16 protein-coding genes and 1 pseudogene are annotated in these 16,984 nt (G+C 64.6%); 10 read left to right on the top strand and 7 right to left on the bottom strand.

All coding sequences use genetic code 11. The features are described from left to right. Nucleotides 1–4: 4 nt before the first annotated feature. On the bottom strand, nt 5–2,470 hold the full coding sequence (hrpB, locus tag LOKO_RS12675) for an ATP-dependent helicase HrpB (RefSeq protein ID WP_066449831.1): 2,466 nt from the start codon (nt 2,468–2,470) through the stop codon (nt 5–7). A 101-nt stretch (nt 2,471–2,571) separates the two neighbouring features. Here hrpB and LOKO_RS12670 point away from each other — a divergent pair, with 101 nt between their 5' ends. Next, nucleotides 2,572–3,588: an ArsJ-associated glyceraldehyde-3-phosphate dehydrogenase gene (locus tag LOKO_RS12670; protein WP_066449828.1), complete on the top strand. Its 1,017-nt coding sequence runs from the start codon at nt 2,572–2,574 to the stop codon at nt 3,586–3,588. Further along, nucleotides 3,585–4,787, top strand: coding sequence for an organoarsenical effux MFS transporter ArsJ (gene arsJ, locus LOKO_RS12665; protein WP_066449826.1), 1,203 nt, complete (start codon nt 3,585–3,587; stop codon nt 4,785–4,787). The genes LOKO_RS12670 and arsJ overlap by 4 nt, the downstream gene beginning before the upstream one ends. Before the next feature lie 2 nt (nt 4,788–4,789). Here the strand turns inward: arsJ and LOKO_RS12660 are convergent, their stop codons facing one another. Further along, a complete protein-coding gene (locus LOKO_RS12660; protein WP_066449823.1) occupies nt 4,790–5,095 on the bottom strand; it encodes a type II toxin-antitoxin system RelE/ParE family toxin in 306 nt (101 codons plus the stop codon). Then, entirely contained in the window at nt 5,080–5,268 is a 189-nt protein-coding gene (locus LOKO_RS12655; RefSeq protein WP_066449820.1) for a hypothetical protein, read from the bottom strand. The genes LOKO_RS12660 and LOKO_RS12655 overlap by 16 nt, the downstream gene beginning before the upstream one ends. A gap of 4 nt (nt 5,269–5,272) precedes the next feature. On the opposite strand from LOKO_RS12655, the pseudogene LOKO_RS12650 reads away from it, so the two are divergent. The 4 genes and pseudogenes from LOKO_RS12650 to LOKO_RS12635 all read left to right on the top strand — a co-directional run. After that, nucleotides 5,273–5,605: pseudogene (locus tag LOKO_RS12650) on the top strand (ABC transporter permease subunit); the annotation flags it as partial. Between the two features lie 3 nt (nt 5,606–5,608). Continuing rightward, entirely contained in the window at nt 5,609–6,445 is an 837-nt protein-coding gene (locus tag LOKO_RS12645; RefSeq protein ID WP_066449813.1) for an ABC transporter permease subunit, read from the top strand. A 170-nt stretch (nt 6,446–6,615) separates the two neighbouring features. Beyond that, on the top strand, nt 6,616–7,908 hold the full coding sequence (locus LOKO_RS12640; protein ID WP_066449811.1) for an NAD(P)/FAD-dependent oxidoreductase: 1,293 nt from the start codon (nt 6,616–6,618) through the stop codon (nt 7,906–7,908). Nucleotides 7,909–8,120: 212 nt separating this feature from the next. Beyond that, nucleotides 8,121–8,699 (top strand): glycine zipper 2TM domain-containing protein, encoded by a 579-nt coding sequence (locus tag LOKO_RS12635; RefSeq protein WP_066449806.1) that lies wholly within the window; start codon nt 8,121–8,123, stop codon nt 8,697–8,699. Between the two features lie 63 nt (nt 8,700–8,762). Here the strand turns inward: LOKO_RS12635 and LOKO_RS12630 are convergent, their stop codons facing one another. Further along, nucleotides 8,763–10,139 carry a glutamine synthetase family protein gene (locus LOKO_RS12630; protein WP_066449803.1) on the bottom strand — a complete coding sequence of 459 codons (1,377 nt, stop codon included), beginning with the start codon at nt 10,137–10,139 and terminating at the stop codon, nt 8,763–8,765. 259 nt (nt 10,140–10,398) lie between these two features. Here LOKO_RS12630 and LOKO_RS12625 point away from each other — a divergent pair, with 259 nt between their 5' ends. From LOKO_RS12625 to LOKO_RS12615, 4 genes are all read left to right on the top strand, one after another. Continuing rightward, nucleotides 10,399–11,169: a gamma-glutamyl-gamma-aminobutyrate hydrolase family protein gene (locus LOKO_RS12625; RefSeq protein ID WP_066449801.1), complete on the top strand. Its 771-nt coding sequence runs from the start codon at nt 10,399–10,401 to the stop codon at nt 11,167–11,169. Between the two features lie 4 nt (nt 11,170–11,173). Further along, complete coding sequence (locus tag LOKO_RS20410; RefSeq protein ID WP_256379978.1) at nt 11,174–11,296, top strand: hypothetical protein; 123 nt, start codon at nt 11,174–11,176, stop codon at nt 11,294–11,296. Then, nucleotides 11,293–12,798 carry an aldehyde dehydrogenase gene (locus tag LOKO_RS12620; protein ID WP_066449798.1) on the top strand — a complete coding sequence of 502 codons (1,506 nt, stop codon included), beginning with the start codon at nt 11,293–11,295 and terminating at the stop codon, nt 12,796–12,798. The genes LOKO_RS20410 and LOKO_RS12620 overlap by 4 nt, the downstream gene beginning before the upstream one ends. A 63-nt stretch (nt 12,799–12,861) precedes the next feature. After that, nucleotides 12,862–14,214: a DNA recombination protein RmuC gene (locus LOKO_RS12615; protein ID WP_066449796.1), complete on the top strand. Its 1,353-nt coding sequence runs from the start codon at nt 12,862–12,864 to the stop codon at nt 14,212–14,214. Nucleotides 14,215–14,275: 61 nt separating this feature from the next. Here the strand turns inward: LOKO_RS12615 and LOKO_RS19465 are convergent, their stop codons facing one another. From LOKO_RS19465 to LOKO_RS12605, 3 genes are all read right to left on the bottom strand, one after another. Next, entirely contained in the window at nt 14,276–14,443 is a 168-nt protein-coding gene (locus tag LOKO_RS19465) for a DUF6435 family protein (protein WP_144439663.1), read from the bottom strand. Between the two features lie 52 nt (nt 14,444–14,495). Then, nucleotides 14,496–16,229: a methyl-accepting chemotaxis protein gene (locus LOKO_RS12610; RefSeq protein ID WP_066449794.1), complete on the bottom strand. Its 1,734-nt coding sequence runs from the start codon at nt 16,227–16,229 to the stop codon at nt 14,496–14,498. 202 nt (nt 16,230–16,431) lie between these two features. Continuing rightward, entirely contained in the window at nt 16,432–16,983 is a 552-nt protein-coding gene (locus LOKO_RS12605) for a cupin domain-containing protein (protein ID WP_066449791.1), read from the bottom strand. Nucleotide 16,984 lies beyond the last annotated feature (1 nt).

Genomic DNA, 16,984 nt, shown 5'->3' with positions numbered 1-16,984 from the left:
ACGCCTATTTCCGACGCTTGGCCCGCGCCGTCGCCTCTGCCTCCAGGGGATCCTCGGGCCAGGGGTGCTTCGGATAACGCCCGCGCATCTCCTTTCGCACTTCCGGATAGGTGTTCACCCAGAAGCTGGCCAGGTCACGGGTGACCTGCAGCGGGCGCCGTGCCGGCGAGAGCAGGTGCAGCAGTACCGGCACGCGCCCACCGGCGACGCACGGCGAGGCCCGCCAGCCGAACAGCTCCTGCAGCTTTACCGCCAGTACCGGCTCGCCTCCCTCCAGGCAGGGCCTGTAGTCGAGACGGATATGCGATCCACTGGGCACGCCCAGTCGTTCCGGCGCCAGGTCGTCGAGGCGTGAGCGAAGCGACCAGTCGAGACTGTCGAGCAGTTTTCGCGCCAGGGGCAGGCGCTCCACGGCATCAAGCCGGGTGATGCCATCGAGATGCGGGCCCAGCCAGCTCTCGAGATCGTCGAGCAGCGCCGCCGTCGACCAGTCGGGCCAGTCCTCCTGATCACAACGAGAGCCCAGCTCCCGGCGCAGCAGCGCCACCCGCCCACGCAGCTGGTCGGCCGCCTCGTCGAAAGGCAGCGCGCCGCGGCGGCGCAATGCCTCTAGCAGTGCCTGGCGGACCGCCTCGGGCGGCAGCTGCTGAAGCGGCCTTCGCGCCAGCACCGCCGCCCCCAGGCCACGCACCAGCTCACCCACCAGCCGGCCCTGCTCATCCGACCACTCGATGTTCGCCCGCCATTCGGCGGTCTCGGGATAGAGAACCTCGAGCCGGCCCGCAGCCAGCGCCACCCCGCGATATATCCGGGCGCCACTGGCCTGGCCATCCAGGTCAGCGGCTACCAGCAGCTCGGCGTGAGCCAGCGGATGCTCCTCGGGAAGGGTGGCAAGCCCTCCCCCGGCCAGCCGAAAGCGCCCCGGGGCGAGACGCTGTCCGATACGCTCCGGATAGGCCAGCGCCAGCAGCTCACCCAGCGGGGCGAGGCTTTTCACCTCCAGTCGGCAGCCGCCGATGCGCGCCAGGCGACGTGCCTCCTGATGCCACTGGCCAAAACGCCTGGCGTCGGCGAGCCGCGCCTGAAGCGCCGGCTCCAGGTCCTTCTCGCCATCCAGGTCACGCCCCTCCAGTGCGGCCACCAGCGCACAGGCCAGCGGCAGCGCCTCCAGCTCATGGGCTCGCTCCAGCATCACCGCCAGGCGCGGATGGGCGGGCCAGCGGACGCAGCGACGTCCCAGCGCGGTGAGATGACAAGCCTCGTCGATCACGCCGAGCCGCCGGAGCAGATCCCGCCCGGCGGCCAGCGCACCGGCCGGCGGCATGGTGACCCAGGCGAGTGCCGCGGTGTCCGTGACTCCCCAGCGGGCCAGTTCGAATGCCAGCGGCGCCAGGTCGGCCTGTCGGATCTCCGGTTCGCCGTGGGGAATCAGTGGCTGCTCCTCGGCCCATAGCCGCAGGCAGAGGCCGGGTCCCTGACGCCCCGCACGGCCACGACGCTGATCGGCGCTGGCGCGATTAACCCGGCGCGTCTCCAGCCGGGTCAGCCCGCTGCGTGGCTGAAAAACCGGCACCCTCTCCTGGCCGGCGTCGACCACGATGCGAACCCCTTCCACGGTCAGGCTGGATTCGGCTATCGCCGTGGCCAGTACCACCCGGCGGTGGCCTTGCGGGTCCGGACGTAGCGCACGACGCTGAGCATCCAGCGGCAGCCGCCCATGCAGTTCCATGACCGCAAGATCGGGCCGCCGCGCGCTCAGCTCCCGGGCCAGGCGGCGAATCTCGGCCACCCCGGGGAGTATCGCCAGGACGTCACCCGCTTCCTCTTGCATGGCCTCCAGTACCGCTGCGCACTGCAGACGCGGCGTATCCCGGCCGCCATTGACGGGGAAGTATCGCGTCTTCACGGGATAAGCCCGGCCAGGGCAATCGATCACCGGGGTGTCCTGGCCCAGTACGCCGAGCAGCGCCTCGACGTCCAGGGTCGCCGACATCACCAGCAGGCGCAGGTCGTCGCGCACCGACTGGGCGTCAAGCGCCAGCGCCAGGCCCAGGTCGGCCTCCAGGCTGCGTTCGTGAAATTCGTCGAAGATGACTCCCGCGACCCCTTCGAGCATGGGGTCGTCCTGCAACATTCGGGTCAATATCCCCTGGGTGACGACCTCCAGGCGCGTATTGGCACCGACTCGACTCTCGCCCCGCATCCGGTAGCCGACGGTCTCCCCTACCGGCTCACCGAGGGTCTCGGCCATGAAACCGGCGGCAAGTCTGGCGGCCACGCGGCGGGGTTCCAGCAGCAGAAGCTTGCCATGGCCACGCCAGGGCGCTTCGAGCAGTGCCAGGGGAACCCGGGTGGTCTTGCCGGCACCCGGTTCCGCGACCAGCACGGCACGGCTATGACCGGTCAGCGCCTGGCGGATATCATCCAGACGGGTCTCGATAGGCAGAGCCGATGACGCCGACGCTGTCATCGAATTGTCATCCTTTTTCATATACGATTTGCCATATATTTCAGGCACATTTCAGCGACACGTCTAAGCCACCCAACATCTCGGGGAAAAAGGAGCGCACCATGTCCCTTCGTATCGGTATCAACGGTTTCGGCCGCATTGGCCGCCTGGCACTTCGCGCCGGCTGGTCGAACCCCGATCTCGAGTTCGTGCGTATCAACGACCCGGGCGGCGATGCCGCCACCTTTGCCCACCTGCTTCAGTTCGACTCGGTGCATGGCCAATGGACCGGTGGCGGCGATGATATCACGGCCAATGACGACGCCCTGTTCGTCGCCGGGAAACACATCGACTTCACCGCGAACCGCGACATCGCCGATACCGACTGGTCCGGCTGCGACGTCGTCATCGAATGCTCGGGCAAGATCAAGACCACCGGAAAACTGCAGGCCTATCTCGACCAGGGGGTCAAGCGCGTGGTGGTCAGCGCCCCGGTCAAGGAAGAGGGGGTGCTCAACGTGGTGATGGGCGTCAATGATCATCTGTTCGATCCGGCCAGGCACCGTATCGTCACCGCCGCGAGCTGCACGACCAACTGCCTGGCGCCGGTGGTCAAGGTAATCCACGAGCAGCTCGGCATCCGCCACGGCTCCATGACCACCATCCACGACATCACCAACACCCAGGTGATCCTCGATGCCCCGCATAAGGACTTGCGCCGGGCCCGGGCCTGCGGCATGAGCCTGATTCCCACCACCACCGGTTCGGCCAAGGCGATCACCGCGATCTTCCCGGAGCTCACCGGCAAGCTCAATGGCCACGCCGTGCGCGTGCCGCTGGCCAACGCCTCGCTCACCGACATGGTGTTCGAGGTGCAGCGCGAAACCACGGCGGAAGAGGTCAACGTCCTGCTCAAGCAGGCCGCCGAAGGCGAACTGGCCGGTATCCTGGGCTATGAGGAGCGCCCGCTGGTTTCCATCGACTACCGCAGCGACCCGCGCAGCTCCATCGTCGATGCCCTCTCCACCATGGTGGTGGCCGGCACCCAGGTGAAGCTCTACGCCTGGTACGACAACGAGTACGGCTACGCCTGCCGCACCGTGGAGCTCGCCGCCAAGGTAGGAAACGCCGACGCATGATCGCTCGCGTCGCCGCCCTGCCTCGGGAGATACGCCAGTACCTGCTGGTCACCGGCAACTACTGGGCCTTCACACTGACCGACGGCGCCCTGCGCATGCTGGTGGTGCTCTACTTCCACCAGCTCGGCTATTCGGCGCTGGAAGTGGCGCTGCTGTTCCTGTTCTACGAGTTCTTCGGCGTGGTCACCAACCTGGTGGGCGGCTGGCTGGGCGCGCGCCTGGGGCTCAACCGCACCATGAACCTGGGACTGGGGCTGCAGGTATTCGCCCTCGCCATGCTGCTGGTGCCGGTCGCCTGGCTCAGCGTGCCCTGGGTGATGGCCGCCCAGGCGCTCTCGGGGATCGCCAAGGATCTCAACAAGATGAGCGCGAAAAGCGCCATCAAGACACTGGTGCCAGCCGGCGATGCTGGCCATCAAGCGCTCTACCGCTGGGTGGCGATGCTCACCGGCTCCAAGAACGCGCTGAAGGGCGTGGGCTTCTTCCTCGGCGGGCTTTTGCTGACGCTGATCGGCTTCCAGGGGGCGATCCTGGTGATGGCGGTGATGCTCGCCGGCGTGCTGGCGCTTTCGCTGGTCAGGCTCGATGCCGACCTGGGCCGCGCCAAGGCCAAGCCCAAGTTTCGCGAGATTCTCTCCAAGAGCCGGGCGATCAACGTGCTGTCGGCGGCCCGGCTCTTCCTTTTCGGGGCGCGGGACGTCTGGTTCGTGGTGGCGCTGCCGGTGTTCCTGGCCACCCAGTTCGGCTGGGACAGCTGGCGGGTGGGGGGCTTCCTGGCGCTGTGGGTCATCGGCTACGGCGCAGTACAGGCAATGGCGCCTCGCATAACCGGGCGTCATGCGGGGCGCTCCGCCGCCATCCTGTGGGCGATGGGCCTCGCCGCCCTGCCGGCGCTGATAGCGCTCGGCCTGGAGTGGCAGCCACATATCATGCTGCTTGGCGGGCTGCTGCTGTTCGGTGCGGTGTTCGCGGTGAATTCCAGCCTCCACAGCTTCCTGATCGTCAAGCTGGCCCGCGCCGACGGCGTCTCGCTGGACGTCGGCTTCTACTACATGGCCAACGCCATGGGGCGGCTGATCGGTACCCTGCTCTCGGGATGGCTCTACATGTCCGGCGGTCTCACCGCCACACTGTGGGTCTCGAGCGCCATGCTGGCAGCCACCGTGGCGATCAGCCTGGCGTTGCCGAAGGAGGCCTGACTCTATTGAGGAAAGCGCTCTGTGTTTTCCAGCAGACGACGCCCATGAATCACGCCCAGAACCAGTATGCGTTCGGCTTCGATACGATAGATGAGCCGATAGCTATAAACGAATCGCTCTCGAATCGAAGGTAGCCCCAACTCGGGCACGGCCCGACCTATCTCGGGAAAATCACCTAGAGCCCGCGTCGCATCCATGAGTTTGGTCACGACGGCCCGTGCATAGAAGGCCGAGTCTCGCTCGATAAATTCGGCGATCAGCTCCAGGTCTTCGAGCGCCTCAGGCGACCAGGCTATCGCTCGAGCCACTTGCCCAGTTTCCTCTCGACTTCCTGATGGCTCAGAGCGCCTTCGTCTTCAGCCCGGCGGATTCCCCGCTGAACCTTTTCCACGACGTAAAGATGGTACTGGATATCCTCCATCGAACAGTCCTCAGGAAGGGTCTCGAGCAATTGTCGTACATCGTCTTTCGCCGTGTTCATGGATTACCTCACCCGTCTCGATGGCTCCCTGCTCGAAGCGGCATCGGATCTCGGTTCGCGCAAATTGAACACCTTCTTCAAGGTGACCCTGCCGCTTTCCAAGGGCGGTATCATCGCCGGCTCGATGCTGGTCTTCATCCCGGCGGTGGGGGAGTACGTGATACCCGAGCTGCTGGGCGGCCCCAACACCGTGATGATCGGCAAGGTGCTATGGGAGGAGTTCTTCCACAATCGCGACTGGCCGGTGGCCTCGGCGCTGGCCATGGTGATGCTGGCGATCCTGATCATACCCATCGCGCTCTTTCACCGGTATCAATCCCGAGAGCTGGAGGAGTGAGCCATGCGTAAGCCATCCTTCACCACGGTGATGCTGATCGTCGGCCTGCTGTTCCTCTACCTGCCGATGGTCATCCTGGTGATCTACTCCTTCAACTCGTCGCGGCTGGTGACGGTATGGGCCGGATTCTCCGGGCGCTGGTACATCGAACTGTTTCGCGACCGGCAGATCCTGGCGGCCGTATGGACCAGCCTGCGCATTGCCTTCTTCTCGGCTTCCATGGCGGTGTGCCTGGGTACCCTGGCGGCCTTCGTGATGACGCGCTTCTCGCGCTTTCGGGGCAAGACGGTGCTCTCCAGCATGGTGACCGCGCCGCTGGTCATGCCCGAGGTGATCACCGGGCTGTCGCTGTTGCTGCTCTTCGTTCACATGGCGCAGATGATCGGCTGGCCGGCAGACCGTGGCATGGTCACCATCTGGATCGCCCACACCACCTTCTGCAGCGCCTACGTGGCGGTGGTGGTGGCGTCCAGGCTGCGCGAGGTGGACCTTTCCATCGAGGAGGCGGCCATGGATCTTGGCGCGGGGCCGGTGAAAACCTTCTTTCACATCACGCTGCCGGTGATCTCGCCGGCGCTGGCAGCCGGCTGGTTGCTGGCCTTCACCCTGTCGCTGGACGACCTGGTGATCGCCAGCTTCGTTTCCGGCCCCGGCGCCACGACCCTGCCCATGGTGGTGTTCTCCTCGGTGCGAATGGGGGTGTCGCCCAAGATCAATGCATTGGCCACCTTGATCATACTCGCTGTATCGCTGGCCACCTTTCTCGCCTGGTACTTCATGCGCCGCAGCGAGGCCAAGCGGCGACAGGCGATGCTCCAGGATATGACGGCAGGCCGATGAGAAGCACTGGACAAATGCCTGCGCGAGCGAATCGCTGCGTTGCGCGGTGCTCGGAATCCTCACATATACCCCATATGCTCCGGTTCCTGTGCTCCGTGCGCCTTGCGCTTCATCTCGCTCGCCGATTTGTGCAGCGCTTCCTAACTCTATTTTTCAAGTGAGGTAGCGCAATGTCGACCAACCCCAATCACGAACATGTGGCGTCCTACTATGCGGCGACGGCCAATCCATCGCCGGCGCGTCCCACCCTTGCGGGCGACATCGAGTGTGACGTCTGCGTGGTCGGGGCTGGGTTTACCGGTATTTCCGCAGCGCTTCACCTCGCCGAGCAGGGGGTGCAGGTGGTGGTGCTGGAGGCGGCCCGGGTCGGCTTTGGCGCGTCGGGTCGCAACGGCGGGCAGATCGTCAACAGCTACAGCCGTGACATGGACGTGATCGAGGCAAAGTACGGCAGCGAGACCGCCAGGGCGCTGGGCGACATGGCCTTCGAGGGCAACCGCATCATCCGCAAACGCATAGCGCAATATGCGATTCAATGCGACCTGAAGGACGGCAACCTGTTCGCTGCCTGCAATGACAAACAGATGCAGGGGCTGGTCGAGCACAAGGCCCTCTGGGAGCGCTACGGCCACCATGAGCTGGAGCTGCTGGAAGGCCCGGCATTGAAGCGGGAGGTGAACAGCGACCGCTACGTGGGAGCGCTGGTGGATCACTCCGGTGGCCACCTGCACCCGCTCAACCTGGTGCTCGGCGAGGCGATGGCCTTTGAAGCGCTGGGCGGGGTGATCCACGAGCAGACCCCTGTGCTGGAAGTGAGGCACGGCGAACCGGTCGTGCTGCGCACTCCTCAAGGCACGGTCACGGCCCAGCGGGTGGTCATGGCCGGCAACGCCTATCTGCAGGGGGTGCTGCCGGAGCTGGAGAACAGGTCGATGCCCTGTGGCACTCAGATCATCACCACCGAGCCGTTGCCGGAGACGTTGCGGCGTGAGTTGATACCCAACGACATGGCGGTGGAGGACTGTAATTACCTGCTCGACTACTATCGCTTCACCGCCGATGGCCGGCTGCTCTACGGTGGCGGCGTCAACTACGGCGGCCAGGATCCGGCGGATATCGCGGCGGTGATCCCCCCCCAACTGCTGAAGACCTTTCCCTCATTGGCCGAAGCCAATATCGATTATGCCTGGAGCGGCAATTTCCTGATGACCCTGAGTCGCCTGCCGCAGTTCGGGCGGCTGAACGGCAATGTCTACTATGCTCAGGGCTACTCCGGCCACGGGGTGACCTGTTCGCACCTGGCCGGACGCTTGATTGCCGAAGTCATGAGGGGGGAGAGCGAGCGCTTCGATGCCTTTGCCGGCCTGCCGCACCTGCCTTTCCCCGGGGGGCGACTGATGCGCGTACCCCTCTCCGCCCTTGGCGCCTGGTACTACTCGCTGCGAGATCGGTTGGGGTACTAGGCACTATGGCTGTCGCCTTTTGCTGACGCCTGGTCAGAAATTGTGGAAGCGGTGCGTGAGCACATCTTTACACTTCGCGACAGCGTATACTGGGTTTCATTCCCCTGGCGGCGCAGGATGCGCCGTCCCTCATCGCATTCGCCGCACATCGACCGGAGCCGACCCCTGCATTTTGTCGGCAAGGCGCCTGTGCGCCACAGAGGAGGTGACAGATGAACAAATCAACCGTCGTAGGCGTGACATTGGCCGTTTTCGGTCTGGGTGGTCTGGCGTTCGGCGCCTGGCAGGTCCAGCAGCCTCCGGAGGAGAGCGGACCCCAGTATGCCGATATACTCGGCACGGAGAGCGTGACGCGCAGCGTCGAGACGCCCCGCGAGGTATGCGAGGACGTCGTGGTCAGCCAGTCTGCGCCGCAGCAGCCCAGCCGCGATCCGAATCGTATCGCCGGTACGGCTGCCGGTGCCGTCGTCGGTGGCCTGCTGGGCAACCAGGTCGGGGGCGGCAGCGGCAAGACACTGGCTACCGTTGCCGGTGTGGTGGGCGGCGGCCTGGCGGGACGCGAAGTGCAGGGCCGCATCGAGGCCAATCAGGCGCCCCAGACCTATACCACCACGCAGCGTCAGTGCCATACGGTGATGGATTCACACCAGGAAACCCTAGGCTATGACGTTACCTGGCGCTATGGCGACGTGGTACAGACCAGCCGTGTGGACACTCCGCCCCAGGGCGACCGTGTCCTCATCGAGGATGGCCGGCCCCGCTGGGAGAGCCAGATCACCAACGAAGGTTGATTCCGCCAGCACCACGCCCGTTCCACAACGCCCTGGCCCCATGCCGGGGCGTCGTTGTTTTCGCTAGACGTTACGCAGGTACCATTCGTACTCGAGCTGGCTCACCGCCTGCATGGCCTGGGCACGCTCGGCGCGACGGTTGGCAATGAATACCTTGATGAAATCGTGGCCGAGAGCCTTGCCCAGGGGGGCGTTGGTTTCCAGCAGGTCGAGGGCCTGTTGCCAGCTGTTGGTGAGGCTGGGGGGGAACTGGTCGTAGGCATTTCCCGTCACCGGTGCGGGTGGTTCCAGGCGCTGCTGGATCCCGTGCTCGATGCCGGCCAGCAGGGTGGCGAGTAGCAGGTAGGGGTTGGCGTCCGCACCGGCAACCCGGTGCTCGATGCGACGGGCGCCGTTGGGTCCGGAGGGAATCCGAAGCGCCACCGATCGGTTGTCATATCCCCAGGTGGGGGCCATGGGCACGTAGAGCCCCGGCTGAAAGCGACGAAAGGAGTTGAGGTTGGGCGCGCAGAATGCCATCGAGGCCGGCATCAGCTCCAGCAGGCCGGCAGTGGCGTGGCGCAGCGTCGACGTGCCCAGTGCAGAGCCCTCGGCGTCGCTGAAGACATTGTTACCGGCCTCGTCCAGCAGGCTGATATGCACATGGGTCCCGTTTCCGGCTTCCAGCCCATAGGGCTTGGCCATGAAGGTGGCCTCGAACCCGTGGGTCAGTGCCACGCCCTTGATCAAGCGCTTGAGCAGCACGGCGCTGTCGCAGGCCCGCAGGGCATCGTCACAGTGGATCAGGTTGATCTCGAACTGACCCGGTGCGCACTCCTTGAGAGCAGTATCCAGCGGTAGGTCCTGGGTTCGGGCAGCGGTCTGGATGTCCTCGAGAAAGTCGGCGTACTCGTCGAGTTCCTGGATGGAATAGAGCTGGCTCTGGGTGGCGCGCTCACCGCTGCAGGGCGAGCAGGGCGGCTGTATCGCGCCAGCGGACGTGCGCGCCCGGTCCACCAGGTAGAACTCCAGCTCGACGGCCACCACCGGAGTCAGGCCGGCTTCCTCGAAGCGAGTCAGGACCCGTGACAGCACCTGTCGGGGATCGGCAAAGAAGGGCGTTTCATCGGCTTCGATCATGGTCATCAGCAGTTGGGCCTGTCGGCCCTTGCGCAGCCAGGGGCTCGGCATCAGCGAGCCTTCTAGAGGGACGCAGACGCGGTCGCTGTCGCCAATAGCCAGCCCCAGGCCGGTGGCCTCGATGGTGTTGCCGTTAATGTCGAGGGCGAAGACCGAAGCCGGCAGGTTGACGCCAACGAGACACACCTTTTCCAGGTTGGCGCTGGGGATGCGCTTGCCTCGCAGCACACCGTTGAGATCGCTGATCAGCAGATCGATGCTGTCGACATCAGGATGACACTTGAGGAAGGCACGAGCTTGAGCGACGGTAAGCGACGCCATTAAGTCACCTGTATTGTTCGGTTTGGCTGTCATTGTGACTAATCTTTCAGTCACTGTAGAGTGTTGTCAAATTATTTACGATATGCTCGTACGAGGCGCTTTATTTGTTGCCTTATAACTCGTTGTATATAAAATATATTTTGACTTTTATCCGAGAAATATCTGGATTTTCAACTGGTCTCCTTGGCAAGATTACTCAACGAAGATAGGGTGGCCGTAGTGGACCAACCTGCCTATGAGCATTCGAAGGAGGCTTCCAATGCAGAGCCGACCCCTGGTGGGTGTCATTGCCTGTCGCCGTGACGTGGAGGGGCACTCCGCTCACGTGGTGACCGACAAGTACCTGAGTGCGTTACGCGACTATGGTTTGGCACCAGTAGTACTGCCGGTATGGCAGGATGCCGTCGATGGCGCCTTGCTCACACACCTGGATGGATTGTTGCTCACCGGCAGTTATTCCAACGTGGAACCTTCCCGCTACGGTGCCGAGCGGGCGCCGGAAAATACCCGGGATGATCTGCATCGCGACGCCGCTGCGCTGTCATGGATACCTGCTGCCATTTGTCGCGGCCTGCCGCTGCTGGGCATCTGTCGTGGCTTTCAGGAACTCAACGTGGCGTATGGTGGCACGCTGCACCAGGCAGTGCAGAATGTACCCGGCCTGCTGGATCACCGTGAGCCTGATGCTGACTACGCCGCTCGCTACGCTCCGGCACATGGCATCGAGCTGCATTCCGGCGGCCATCTCGCAGCGCTGTATCCCGAGTCGTGCTCGAAGGTCAACTCGCTGCATCAGCAGGGCATCGACCGTCTTGGGGAGGGACTCCGCGCGGAGGCATGGGCACCGGATGGCCTGGTCGAAGCGGTCTCGGTCACCGCAGCGCCGGCCTTTGCCCTCGCGGTACAGTGGCATCCGGAATGGCGACCAGCGGAACATCCGCTATACCACGCGCTATTCGAAGGCTTCGCCAGCGCCTGTCGCGATCATCGACAGGGGCGGGGGCCTGCTGGTGGTGTGCTCGGTGGGTGATACGATGATGATCTGGCCGTCACTAGTGATCATCAACGCCGAGATCGTCGCACTGGCAGACGTGGCTCGCCAGGCGCTGGACGAACAGGCCCAACAACAACCCTTCATAGAGGAGTCCCGACCGTGAGCCGTTCGCAATCCCCCCGTACCCAGGCCGACTGGCAGGCTCTGGCCGCCGGGCTCGCCTTCGAGTCGCGAGCCTTTATCGACGATGCCTTCGTCGCCGCCGCGAGCGGAGACACCTTCGAGTCGCGCAACCCGGCGACGAACGAGATCCTGGCCCAGGTGGCAAGCTGCGACGCCGTCGATGCCGAGCTGGCCGTGACCGCGGCCCGGGCGGCCTTCACTGGCGGCGAGTGGTCCCGCCTGGCGCCGGGCAAGCGCAAGAAGGTGCTGCTGCGTCTGGCCGATCTGATGGAAGCCAACAAGCATGAGCTGGCTTTGATAGATACCCTCGACATGGGCAAGCCGGTTTCGAGCTCGCTTGGCGACATGAATGGTGCCATCGCCTGTATCCGCTACCAGGCCGAGTGCATCGACAAGCTCTACGGCGAGGTGGCGCCCACCGGCGAGGATGCCCTGGCGCTGGTGCTGCGCGAGCCCATCGGCGTGGTGGCGGCCATCGTGCCGTGGAACTTCCCGCTGATGATGACCGCCTGGAAGATCGCCCCGGCGCTGGCCGCCGGCAACAGCGTGATCCTCAAGCCCTCGGAGAAGTCGCCGCTCTCGGCGCTGCGCCTGGCCCAACTGGCCAAGGAAGCGGGGATACCGCGTGGGGTGTTCCAGGTGCTGCCCGGCTTCGGCCATACCGCGGGCAAGGCGCTGGCGCTCTCCATGGAAGTTGACTGCCTGGCCTTCACCGGCTCCACGGCGGTGGGCAAGCAGCTGATGCAGTATGCCGGCCAGTCGAACCTCAAGCGGGTCTACCTGGAGTGCGGCGGCAAGTCGCCCAATATCGTCTTCGCCGACTGCAAGGAGCTGGACAAGGTGGCTAAGCACGCCGCCGCAGCCATCTTCCACAACCAGGGCGAGGTGTGCATCGCCGGCTCCCGGCTGCTGGTGGAGAACGTGATCCGCGAGGAATTCGTTGAGCGTGTATTGAAAGCAGCCGAGACCATGCAGCCCGGCGACCCGCTCGACCCCGAGAGCTTCATGGGTGCCATCGTCGACGAGACCCAGCACCGACGCATCCTCGACTACATCCGCCAGGGCGTGGAAGAGGGCGCACGGCTGCGCACCGGCGGCCAGGCCATCGACGGCCCGGGCTACTTTATTCCACCCACGGTCTTCGATGGCGTGACGCCACAGATGACGATCGGCCGCGAGGAGATCTTCGGCCCGGTGCTGGCGGTGTTCGGCTTCGACAGCGAAGAAGAGGCGGTGGCCCTGGCCAACGACACGCCCCACGGGCTTGCCGCGGGGCTATGGAGCCAGGACATCGATCGCATCATGCGGGTCACCCGGCGGCTGCAGTCGGGCCAGGTGTTCGTCAACAACTGGGCCGGGGGCGATCAGACCATGCCCTTCGGCGGGGTGAAGCAGTCGGGCAACGGTCGCGACAAGTCGCATCATAGCCTGGAGGAGTACTCCAGCCTCAAGAGCGTGTGGATGGCGCTGCACCGGGACTGAGGGGAGGGAGCGGGCGGCTGCGGCGGGTATACTGGCGCGACGACCGCCCGCAGGAGACCCCCCTTGACCGATCTGACGACACTGCTGGACTCCCTTCCCGTCGGCTATGCCATGGCGCTGCTGGCATTCCTGCTCGCCTTCGGCCTGGCCGGCCTGTTCGCTGCCCGGCGTCAGCGCGCCGATGCGCAACGGCACGCCGCCGCCCTGGCCGAGCTGCGCGAGCGGCTTGCCGAGCGCGAGCGACGCCTCGATGAATCGCAGCGCATGCTGGGTGAGGTGCAGATAAGCGAGGCGCGCCTGGCTACCACGCTGGAGCAGAAGCAGCAGCACTTCGCCGAGCAGCTCACGCTGCTGCGCGACAGCCGCGACCAGCTCAAGCAGGAGTTCGAGAACCTTGCCAACGAGATACTCGAACGCAAGGGAAAGGCCTTCTCGGAGCTGTCCCAGAAGCATATCAGCGGCTTGCTGCAGCCCATCCAGAGCGAGATGAAGGGCTTTCGCGAGAAAGTGGAATCCATCCACCGCTTCGACACCGAGCAGCGCGCCAGCCTGCGCACCGAACTCAAGCATCTGCAGGGCCTCAACCGCGAGATTACCGACCAGGCCGATCGCCTGACCCGGGCGCTTCAGGGGCAGAAGAAGGTGCAGGGCAACTGGGGTGAGCTGATGCTCGAGAACGTGCTGGAGGGCTCCGGCCTGCGCGCCGGCAAGGACTACCAGCGCGAGGTCAGCTTCGCTACCGAGGAGGGGCGGCGGCGGCCCGATGCCATCGTCTACCTGCCCCAGGGCAAGCATCTGGTCATCGATGCCAAGACGTCGCTATCCGCCTATGTGCGGTACGTGAACGCGGACGGGGAAGTGGCGAGGGGGCAGGCGCTGGCCGAACATGCCCGGGCAGTGGGCGATCGTATCGCCGAGCTGGCCGACAAGCACTACTATGACCTGCCGGGGCTCAACTCGCCGGAAGTCGTGGTGATGTTCATTCCGGTGGAGTCCGCCTATGTGGAGGCACTGAAGTTCGACGAGTCGCTCTTCCAGCGGGCCATCGAGAACAACGTGCTGGTGGCGACGCCCACCACGCTGCTCACCAGCCTGAATATCGTGCGCCAGCTGTGGCGCTTCGAGGATCAGAGCCGTCACAGCGCCGAGCTGGCAAGTCGTGCCGAGAAGTTCTACAACAAGCTGCGTCTGTTCCTGGAGAGCATGGAGGACGTGGGGAGGAAGCTGGAAGGGGCCCGTGACAGCTACGACAGGGCCATGGGCCAGTTGGTCAACGGCCGTGCCAACCTGATCAAGCAGACCGCCGAGTTCCAGGAGCTGGGGGTGGCGGTGAAGAAGGAGCTGCCCGCCGAGCTGGTCGAGCGAGCCCGCCTCGAACTGTCCCCCGGCCACCATGGTGACTCGGGGGAAGCGTGATGTGGAGCCTATCTCTCCGAATCCCCTGCTGCGATAGCTCTCCCGCAGGGGGTCCGTGCTGCTATGACGAATGCTGCTTGAGCTCGGCTAGCAGGCTTTCGGCTTCCTCGGTCAGGGTCGCATTGGCACGCATGTCGCCGTTGCGGGCTGCCTCCATCGCCTGCTGCAGCTTGTGCTCATACGCTTTCTGCAGTTTCTTCTTCGGGTCAGGTTTCAACCATCCGAACATGGTGTCTCTCCATTAGGGTCTTTAGGAGGCACGAGCCTGTGCTCCCTCGTTCTCAGAAATTTTCCCATTCGGGCTGCAGTCGCTGTCCAACGATACTCTTGGTCGAGCGGCTCCGTGAGGGCTGCGGGTCACTGAGTGTCCGCCAGTCAGCGTTGGTAGCGCCCAGGGAGAAAGGCGCCCGGTTTGCTGCCGCGCTGCCTTGGGGCAGGTGGAAGGCCGACATGGCGTTGATCAGCTGCTGGGCATGCTGGCTCAGGTTGGCGGCGGACGAGGCGCTCTGGTTTACCAGGATGGCATTCTGCTGGGTCACCTGGTCCATTTCATAGACCGCCTTGCCGGCTTCCTGGACGCCGGTGCGCTGTTCGGCGCTGGCCTGGCTGATCTCCTGCATGATCTGGCTGACCCGGCCGATGGCTTCGATGATCTCTTCGGTTGCCTGGCTGGCATCGGCGGCACGGGCGTTGCCGTGCTTGACACGTTCCACGTTGCTGGTGATCAGCTCATTGATCTCGCGGGCCGCATTGGCACTGTTCTGAGCCAGCTTGCGCACCTCGGCGGCGACCACGGCGAAGCCGCGACCGTGCTCGCCGGCCCGGGCGGCTTCTACCGAGGCATTGAGGGCCAGGATGTTGGTCTGGAAGGCGATGTTATCGATGGTGGAGATGATGCTGGCGATCTCGCTGGAGCTGCGGTCGAGGTCGTTCATGGTTTCCGCGACCTGCTGCACGGCGGCGCCACCGCGCCTGGCCGTGACGGACGCGCCCTCGGCCTCGCTGCTCGCCTGTTCGGCATTGGCGGAGTTCTGGGACACGGTACCGTTGAGCTCCTCCATGGCGGAGGCAGTCTGGGTCAGGGCGCTGGCCTGCTGCTGCGTGCGTGATGCAAGGTCGTTGTTACCTTCGGCGATCTGCTCGCTGTTGCTCGCCACGGCGTCCGCTGCGGCACGTACCTGGGCGACGATGCCCTGAAGCTGTCGTGCCATGTTCATCTGGGAGGCCATGATGCTGTGGTCGTCGTTCTTCCGCAGTCGCCCGGCGGTCGTCAGCTCGCCGCGACCGATTGCCTCGGCGAATGCCTTCACTTCGTGGGGCTCGGCGCCCAGCTCCCTGAGCAGCTGGCGGGAGAGCAGGTAGGCGATGATGCCGCCGATTAGCAGCGCGGCCAGGCAGAGCCCCAGCATCAGTATCTGGAAGCCTTCTGCCGTGTCACGGGCCACGGCGGTGTCGGCGGCGCTGTTGCTTTCCTGGTAGTCGATGAAGCCGTTGATCTCGTCAAGCCAGGCGAAGAAGGCGGGGCCGGCTGCGGCGAGCAACTGCTGGCGGGCCGCCGGCAGATTCCCGTCCTGGCGTTGCGCCATGACGTCGGCGGCAAGCGCCTGGGTGGCGGCGGCCTGGCTTTCGATGGCGGCAAGCAATGTGCGCTCCCTGTCGGTAACGCTGTCCGGCGCGGCGCTCATGACATCGCTGAGTCCCCCGGTGGCGCGCTCGTAGTTTTCGGCCAGGACCTGGTAATCGGCCTGCAGGGCGTCCAGGTCTGCGTCGCTGGTAACCAGGGTCATGTCGCGCAGCAGGATGGCGCGGTCATGAACGCTGCCTCGCCAGTCGATGGCGTGGCGCAGCTTGGCGCCATTGATGTCGTTGATGGTGGTGAGGCCGCGGTCGATGCTGTTTACCTGGCTGATGCCGATGAGGGTCAGGGCCACGATCAGCACCAGCACGGCTGAAAAGCCGCTGACCAGTCGGGATCGAATGCCAAGCCGGGAGAAACGTGCCGTCAGGGAGCTCATTGTCTTTCCTTCTTTTTATGAGGCGCTCTGCGGCGCCCGGGCCAGCGGTGCTTGATCAGCACCCTGCGTAGGAGTGCAGTCTATTGGCTATACTATAATTGTACAACTATCTATCTTATGTATAGATATTATCAGGCAGGCACAGTGACAGACCGCCTGGTGCCGGTGGCGGGCAATCGGCGCAGAAGAAGTGTGAGGCGGATCAGAAGGTTCGAGCGGGGGTGCAGCAGCTCACCAGGCGGCAGGATTCCTTGCCGGGGTTGCGAAAGCGGTGGGGCACGTTGGTATCGAAGTAATAGGCTTCACCCGGGCCAAGGGTACGGGATTCCGCACCAATGGTGATCTCGATCTCGCCTTCCAGCACGACGCCCGCTTCTTCACCCTGGTGGGCGATCATCTCGTGGCCGGTATCGGCGCCGGGGGGATAGGTCTCGATCATGAAGGCCAATGCGCGGCTGGCGCGGTTGGCGCCGACCAGCTTGTAGATGACCTCGCCGGTGCCCACATCGGCAAGCTCGGCGGTTGAATAGAAGACCTGATCGCGGCTCTCCAGGTCCATGGTGAAGAAGTCGCCGACACTGATGGGAAAGGCGTCGAGGATCTTCTTCAGGGAGCTGACCGATGGGCTGACCTTGCCCTGCTCGATCAGCGACAGGCTGGAGTGGGTGACACCGCAGCGCTTGGCCAGCTCGCGCTGGGAAATGCCGCGCAGGGTGCGCAGGGCGCGCAGCCGTGCACCGACGTCATCCGCCATT

This window comes from Halomonas chromatireducens, from assembly GCF_001545155.1.
Taxonomy (GTDB): Bacteria; Pseudomonadota; Gammaproteobacteria; order Pseudomonadales; family Halomonadaceae; genus Halomonas; species Halomonas chromatireducens.
This window is presented reverse-complemented; position numbering and strand designations above follow the sequence as displayed.